Genomic DNA, 7,301 nt, shown 5'->3' with positions numbered 1-7,301 from the left:
AGACCATCCGCTCCTGCGCGCGGAAGTTCTCCGGGCAGTTCCCCGCCCACTCCGCGAACTGCCGCTGGGCCTCCCGGAGGGCCTCGAGGGCCGGGCCCTGCTCTCCGGGAGCCATCCGCTCGAAGCAGGCGGCCAGGCTCAGGGCGCGGAAGAAGGTGAACTCCGCGAACAGGTAGCGGCCCCGCAGGGTCCAGCTCAGCTCGGCGCACCGCTCTCCCGCCGCACGCGCCTCGTCAGAGGCGCCGCTCAGGTAGCGCGCCTTCATCCTCATGAGCCAGTACCAGCACCGGATGAGGCTGGCGCGCTCGGGAGTCAGCGTGGCCTCGAAGGCCTCCTCGCTGAAGTCGTCGCCGCTCATGGATCCAAACACGGGTGTCAAGCCGCGGAGCTGCCGCACATAGCGCTGGAGGAAGAGAAGGATGTCCTTTACCACCACGACGCCCACCTTGCGCACGAAGTCCATGCGCGCCACCACCTCCTGCTCGACCTCCTCCAGGTCGTGCCCCAGGCTCAGGCGAGCCATGACGATGTGGGGGCAGCAGAAACCCGCGATGGGGGCGTCGCTGGCCTGGAGCGCGTGCTGGAAGGACTGGCGCAACAAGTCCAGCGCGGAGGAGAGCGGCTGGGTCCAACAGCTTAGCGATCCCAGGCAGTAGAGCGCCCGGCCCTGGAGGGCGGACGACGCGTAGCGCTCCGCGAGCTCGCGCGCGAGCTGCCCGAAGGCGTAGCCCTCGTGGTAGCGCTGGAAGGCCCCCCCCAGCACGACCCCATAGTTGCCGTACCCATGGACAGCCGCGAGCGAGTTGCCATGGCGCAGGCTGAGGGAGACGAGCTTGCACAGGTGCAGGATGAGCAGGTGGGGACTCACCACGAGCGTAGGCCCGTACAGGTCGGTCAGGAGCAGGAGCACCGCCTCCATGTCCGGATCGGCCATGCGCGGCAGCTCGGCGAGGCTCGCGATGGGGCGCTCCCCCAGGAGACTCTGCACCTCCTGCTGCGCCGCGAGCACCTCCTCCCAGGAGGGATTGGGCGGCAGCGGCATGCCCATGAGCGACAGGCCCTCCAGCAGGTTGGAGAGCGAGGCCTGAAAATCGCCCCGGGCAAGGAGGAGGTCGTTCCTGAGCCGGTAGAGCGTGGCCATGTTCGCGCGGCTGTGCGCCCGCGGCTGGAGCACCTCCAGCAGCCGGCGCGTCTCAGCGGGGTTGCCGCTCATGAACTCACAGCGCGCCTGGTCCCTCAGGAGCTTGAAGGCCAGCTCGGCGTCCGTCTCCCAGGGATCTCCGGGGAGCAGCTGGAAGGCCATGGCGAAGTAGTTGGCGGCCGAGCGGAACGCCGTCGAGGCCTGGGCCCTGGCGCCCGCCTGGCGGTTCAGGCGCGCGGCATGGTGGCGCTCGGTGGCGTCGGAGATCAGCCCGGCCCCGGCGTTGAGATGGCTCACCACGTCGAAGAGGTTCTCCTGCAGCTCTTCAGGAGACAGGCTCGCCAGCAGCAGGCGGCCAATGTGCAGGTGGACGGCCTTGCGCTCCTCCTCGGGGATGAGGCTCTGAGCGGCTTGCTGGATGCGATCGTGGAGGAAGCGGTACTTCTCCGGGCCGGTGCTCGCCACCAGGCCCTCCTGGAGCGCAGGCTCCAGGCCCTGCTCCGCCGAGGAGACGTCCTCCAGGCCGGAGAGGGGAAGGAGGATCCGCAGGGGGAAGGCGTTGCCCACGCAGGCGGCCAGCTGCAGCAGGTGCTGCGTGGGGGCAGGGAGCTGGCGCAGCTTGCTCACCATGAAGTCGACGACGTTGTCGGAGTAGCCCTTGGCCCGGACGCCCTCGGCATCCCAGCGCCAGGTGCCCTCGGGCGTGCGCACCAGGAGCCCGTCCTGGTTGAGCGTGAGCAGGAACTGGAGCAGGAAGAAGGGGTTGCCGCCCGTCTTCTGCAGGGCCAGCACCGAGAGCGGCTCGAGGATCTCCGCGCCCGCCCCGGGCAGCGTGTCGGCCACGAGCCGCTGGATGTCTTCGAGGCTCAGGGGCTCGAGCTGCAGGTCTGTCATCCTCGCGCCCGCCTTGCGCAGCTCCCCGAGCAGGAGCGTCAGCGGATGCGAGGGGCTCACCTCGGTGTCCCGGTAGGTACCGATCAGCAGTACCGGAGGCGTCTCCGGGTGGGTGAGCAGGTGCTGGAGCAGCTGGAGGCTGGCCAGATCCGCCCACTGCAGATCATCCAGGAAGAGGACGAGTGGATGCTCGGAAGTGGCGAAGGCGCCGAGGAATCTGCGGAACACGCGGTTGAAGCGGTGCAGCGCCTCGGCGGCCGGCAGCTCGGGGACAGGAGGCTGCTTGCCGGCGACGAGCTCCAGTTGGGGCACCACGTCCACGAGGACCTGGCCCTCTGCTTCCCACACCTTGAGCAGGTGCTCGCGCCAACGTCCCAGCTCCGCGTCCGTGCCGGACAGTTGTTGCTGCGTCAGCCCGCGGATGGCCTGGGCCAGGGGCGAGTACGGAATGTCCGGCTGGAACTGATCGAACTTGCCGCTGAGGAAGAGGCCACGCTGGCGCACCACCGGCTTGTGCAGCTCGTGCACCACCGCGGACTTGCCGATGCCGGAGTAGCCACGCACCAGGACGAGCTCCGGCCGGCCATCGCGGGCGACTCGCGCGAGGGCCTGTCGCAAGGCGGCGGCATGCGTGTCACGCCCATAGAGCCGCTGGGGGAGTTGGAAGCGCGGGGAGTAATCCTGCAGACCCGGCACGAAGTCCTCGTGCAGGCCCTGGCGCAGGTTCTCCTGGCACCGCTCGAGGTCTGCCCTCAGCCCCTCGGCGCTCTGGTAGCGCTCCTCGGCCACCTTGGCCAGCAGCTTCAGGACGATGGCAGACAGCACCGGCGGCAGGCCCGGCACCCGCTGAATGGGCGGCACCGGGGCCTGAGCCATGTGCGCGTGGAACCACTCGAGCGCGTCGCGCCCGTGGAAGGGCCGGCTGCCGGTGAGCAGCTCGTAGAGGGTGATGCCCAGCGAGTACAGATCCGTGCGGTAGTCCACCGAGCGGTTCATGCGCCCGGTCTGCTCCGGGGACATGTACGCCAGGGTGCCTTCGGCGAGGTGCGCGTGCAGCGCGTCCACGTGCTCGACGCGCTGGAGGCTGGCGTTACCGAAGTCGATGAGGCGCGCCTCTCCCGAGGGGGTGAGGAGGATGTTGGCGGGCTTCAGGTCCTTGTGGATGATGCCGCGGCGGTGGAGCTCCGCGAGCGTGGAGGCCAGGGAGATGCCCAGCGCCAGGGCGCGCCCCACCTCAAAGGGCTCACCCGTGGACTCGGACAGGGGCTTGCCCTGGACATCCTCCAGGAGCAGCACCGGGCGGTCGCGGAGCTGCTCGCCTTCGTAGACATGAGTCACGCCACGCACGTCCCGGAGCCTCTCGAGGATGCTGGACTCGCGGCGGTAGCGCTCCCACTCACGCGGGCCAGGCGAGGCAATCGTGGGTGTCTTCAGGATGAGCGGCAGCCCGTCCAAGTCCCGCACGGCGCGGAACAGCAGGTGGGTGTTGGTGGACTTGATGGCTCCGAGGAGCGTGTACCCGGGAAGGTTGAGCATCAGCCGGCAGGATACTCCTCCAGGAGAGCCGTCCCTACCGGGAGAGAGCCGGTGACCTGGTTGACGCGCCCCTGGCACCCTGCGGCAGCATAGGCCCATGAACGTTCTGCTCCTGGGCGCTACCGGCTTCACCGGACGCGCCATCCTCGATGAGCTGCTGATGAGGGGCCACGCCGTGACGGCCCTGGTGCGCAACCCCGACGCCCTCTCGGTCGCCCACGAGCGATTGAAGAAGGTGAAGGGGGATGCCCTCGACCGTGCGGCCGTGGCCGGGGGCCTCGCGGGACAGGACGGGGTGATCCAGGCGCTCGGGCTCGGCAAGCCGGGCGGCAAGCGGAGCGGAGGGCTGAGGCGAGGCGAGAAGACGACGCTCGTCTCGGACGCGACGAAGATCCTCGTCGAGGAGATGCAGAAGGCCGGCGTGAAGCGGCTCGTCTGCATGTCGAACGTCGGGGCGGGCGACAGCGAGAGGTACGTGCCGTGGGTCCTGCGCAAGCTGATCGTGCCGGTGGTGGCGCCGTTCCTCACCGCGATCGTCGAGGACAAGAATCGGATGGAGCTCCTCGTCATGCAGAGCGGGCTCGACTGGACGCTCGTGCGCCTCCCTGGGATCATGGGCGACAAGCCGAAGGGCACGCGCAGGGTCGCGCTCGACGGCCCGGTCGGCATGGCGATCAGGGTGCCGGACTGCGCACAGTTCCTCGTCGAGCAGCTCGCGGACAGGTCCTACGTCGGAAAGGCACCGTCGGTCAGCAACTGAGCAACATCCCGCTCTGACGCTTCACCAGCCGCTGGGGAACGGGGCGCTCACACGTGGCGTCCTCGCAGCGCCTGAGCCGAAGCCGCTGGAGCCTCCATGGAGTATGTTGTGGGCGGGCTGTAGCCAGAGCAGCTCGCTTGAGAGAAGTCGCTGCGTTCTATGTGCACACTCCTCGGAGGTATGGCTCTTGGCTGCACGACTCGCCTTCATCACCGGGCTTCTCGGTCCCCTCATCATCCTCATGCTGACCGTTCTGGGCGGCGCCACGTTCCCGAACTACAGCCACCGCTCACAGTTCATCAGCGAGCTGGGTGCACGCGAAGCCCCACACATGGATCTCATCAACTATGGGGGGTTCCTACCGGCCGGCATCCTGGTCTGCGCGTTTGCATTCTTTGCGTCCCGGGTGCTGCCCAGATCCGCCACGACGCTGCTGGGACTGGTGGGGATTGCCTGCTACGCGCTGAGCTATGTGGTGGCGGCGTTCCTCCCATGTGATCCGGGCTGTCGCCCAGTCGAGCCGAGCCTCTCGCAGTGGATTCACAACCTGGTGGGAGGAACAAGCTACTTCGTGGGTGCCGCGTGTCTCATCGTCCTGGGAGTTGGAGCCCGGCACTGGCCCGACGCACGACACCTGTCCGTGCTTGGGCTGATCTGCGGCAGCGTCTCCCTGGTTGCCTTTCTGCTCTTGTCGCCCGCGTTTCTCTATGTGGGCATTGTGCAACGAGTGCTGGAGACGTGCATGCTGCTGTGGATAGTGGCCTGTGCCTTCTACCTCAAGAGGAGATCGCCAAGAGGCTCTGACACGTAGCTCACCCTCTCCGCGAAGGAGACCTTGGGATTCGAACCGAGGACGACGGTTCAGTGTCGGGTCGGTGAGTGTCCGAGGACTTCCTGTGCGACGAACTCGAGCGTCCTGGCCAGATCCCCCGCGTACTCCGCTCGGCGGATGAGCGCGATCACCGATGGCGGGAAGACCTCGGGGTGTCGTGACATCAGCGCCCCGAGACCGCCATCCTGGAGGGAGCCGGATGCGAGCGGAGCACCGGCAATCTGGACCGCCTCCTCGAGCGGCGCCCCTGCGATGAGCATCAAGGCCATCGAGAAGAGCTCCTGCCTCAGGGTGGACAGTGGCTCTCGCGGCGGCTCGTAGGGGATGAGCCCATGGAGCAGGCCGCGGGCGATCGCCTGCAGGGTTTGCGGCAGCACCTGGGATGCTTCGGCGCGGGCGATGACGATATCGAGAGGTCGAGGCAGGACGCGCGCGCGACCCCGGACAGCCTCGCCGAGCGACATTCCCTGCTCAAGCTGCCTGGCGATCTCCCTCCACTCCGGGTGGCACTCGAAGATCTCGTGGCCCTCCTCGAGCGCGGAGCGCAGGCCGAGGGACTCGAGCGCACGGCCCAGATAGAGGAGTGGCAGCCGGGAGTCCGTCGCGACGGTCCACCATTGGCAGACTTCTTCGAGCGCGTCGATCAACACCCCGGTCCGCTCGCCATGCCGCACGAAGGGCCGGAGCGGGGCAGGGAGCTCCGCGAAGCACTCTGCGACGGGCGCTCCGGCGAGCAGACGCCGGTGTGCCTCACGCAGCCCTGGAGACTGCGTCTCGGTTGCCGTCAGCTCAACGGCCTCGAGCAGCGGTAGCCCGCCGCGGCAGAGGACGATGAGCCAGCGAATCGACAGTGCGGCCTCGGGGAGCGCCATCCGAGAGAGCATAGAAGGCGCGACCCGCATGTCCACCATGAGCGTGAAGCCTCAAGAAGGAGGGTGGCGCTGTTGAGGGGGGAACGGGCAGGAGCAGAGAGGCAGAGGTCGGTGCTCGACGGGCGTTTGCGGTCGACTGCCCGCGCAGCGATGGGGGCAAGAACCGATCTCCGAAAGGTCACCGGGCGAAATCCGCTCCCAGCTGGAAGCGGCGGAGTAGGGGCGCAGGCCCCAAAAGACCGCAGCCAGCCGGACGGAAGCATAACCCCGGTGGATGACGCTTCCGCGGAGAGCCGGATGCGGTAAAGCCACTAGTCCGGTTCGAGGTGGCGGGGGCTGGAGACGGAGTGGCCCGCCCCTTGGGTAGGACACCGCCATCGTTGCGCGGGGCCCACGCCTGCCGGCAGGATGTGTCTTCTCCGAGAGATGACCATGTCCCGTCTGCTGCTCGTGCCGCTCGCGCTCACTGCGCTCCTCTTCGCCCCTGTCACGCTCGCCGACTGCTACTCCGACTCGGAGTGCAACGGCGGGAGCTGCCGCAGCGGCAAGTGCACCACCGCTGGCGGCGAGTGCTACTCGGATTCCGAGTGCCCCGGCGGCAGGTGCCGCAGCAGCAAATGCACCACCGCCGGTGGCGAGTGCTACTCCGACTCGGAGTGCAACGGCGGGAACTGCCGCAGCGGTAAGTGCACCACCGCTGGCGGCGAGTGCTACTCGGATTCCGAGTGCCCCGGCGGCAGGTGCCGCAGCGGCAAGTGCACCACCGCCGGTGGTGAGTGCTACTCGGATTCGGAGTGTGGCGGCGGCAAGTGCCGCAGTGGCAAGTGCACTACCGCCGGTGGCGAGTGCTACTCCAGCTCCGACTGTCCGGGCGGGAGTTGCCGCAGCGGCAAGTGCACTACGCATTGAAGGTGCGCTTGCTCCGACAACGCGCGGGCCGTGCTGGATCAGTTCCTAGCGTGGGCACTGGCGCCGGTGAAGTACACGGGAGTGCAGGAGGGGCTGACCTCCGGCCCCTGAGAGCTGACGTCCCGGGACGTTTCTCACAGAACGACCGGCAGCGACTTGACGCCCCGGAAGATGGGGTGCACCTGCCAGTCCAGGGGTTCGGTCGCAAGCTCCAGCTTGGGAAAACGGCGCAGCAGCGTCGTAAAGACGACCTGCGCTTCCAGGCGCAACAGGGGAGCGCCGAGGCAGAAATGGATGCCCAGTCCCAGCCCCAGCTGTCGGCCTTCCTTGCGGGTGATGTCGAAGCGGTCCGGATCG

At 68.1% G+C, this 7,301-nt stretch carries 5 protein-coding genes and 1 pseudogene; 3 read left to right on the top strand and 3 right to left on the bottom strand.

All coding sequences use genetic code 11. From position 1 onward, the window contains the following. Positions 1-3,571 (bottom strand): serine/threonine-protein kinase PknK (locus VD972_RS38270; protein ID WP_324993771.1); only part of this gene is annotated, 3,571 nt, incomplete at its 3' end. 97 nt (positions 3,572-3,668) lie between these two features. Here VD972_RS38270 and VD972_RS38265 point away from each other — a divergent pair. Both VD972_RS38265 and VD972_RS38260 read left to right on the top strand, forming a co-directional pair. Next, positions 3,669-4,331, top strand: coding sequence for an NAD(P)-dependent oxidoreductase (locus VD972_RS38265; protein WP_324993770.1), 663 nt, complete (start codon positions 3,669-3,671; stop codon positions 4,329-4,331). A 187-nt stretch (positions 4,332-4,518) separates the two neighbouring features. Further along, a complete protein-coding gene (locus VD972_RS38260) occupies positions 4,519-5,142 on the top strand; it encodes a DUF998 domain-containing protein (protein ID WP_324993769.1) in 624 nt (207 codons plus the stop codon). Positions 5,143-5,192: 50 nt separating this feature from the next. On the opposite strand, the gene VD972_RS38255 is transcribed toward VD972_RS38260, so the two are convergent. Beyond that, the gene (locus tag VD972_RS38255) at positions 5,193-6,074 is read right to left on the bottom strand and encodes a hypothetical protein (RefSeq protein WP_324993768.1); all 882 of its coding nucleotides are present in this window, start codon (positions 6,072-6,074) and stop codon (positions 5,193-5,195) included. Positions 6,075-6,467: 393 nt separating this feature from the next. On the opposite strand from VD972_RS38255, the gene VD972_RS38250 reads away from it, so the two are divergent. Beyond that, positions 6,468-6,944 (top strand): hypothetical protein, encoded by a 477-nt coding sequence (locus VD972_RS38250; RefSeq protein WP_324993767.1) that lies wholly within the window; start codon positions 6,468-6,470, stop codon positions 6,942-6,944. 134 nt (positions 6,945-7,078) lie between these two features. Here the strand turns inward: VD972_RS38250 and VD972_RS38245 are convergent. After that, a pseudogene (locus VD972_RS38245) lies at positions 7,079-7,301 on the bottom strand (cytochrome P450); the annotation flags it as partial.

The organism is Hyalangium sp., from assembly GCF_035629615.1.
GTDB lineage: Bacteria > Myxococcota > Myxococcia > Myxococcales > Myxococcaceae > Hyalangium.
This window is presented reverse-complemented; position numbering and strand designations above follow the sequence as displayed.

Coding starts and splice junctions, on each gene's coding strand:
- VD972_RS38265 (WP_324993770.1), top strand. CDS start 3,669: ATGAACGTTCTGCTCCTGGGCGCTACCGGCTTCACCGGACGCGCCATC.
- VD972_RS38255 (WP_324993768.1), bottom strand. CDS start 6,074: ATGGTGGACATGCGGGTCGCGCCTTCTATGCTCTCTCGGATGGCGCTC.
- VD972_RS38250 (WP_324993767.1), top strand. CDS start 6,468: ATGTCCCGTCTGCTGCTCGTGCCGCTCGCGCTCACTGCGCTCCTCTTC.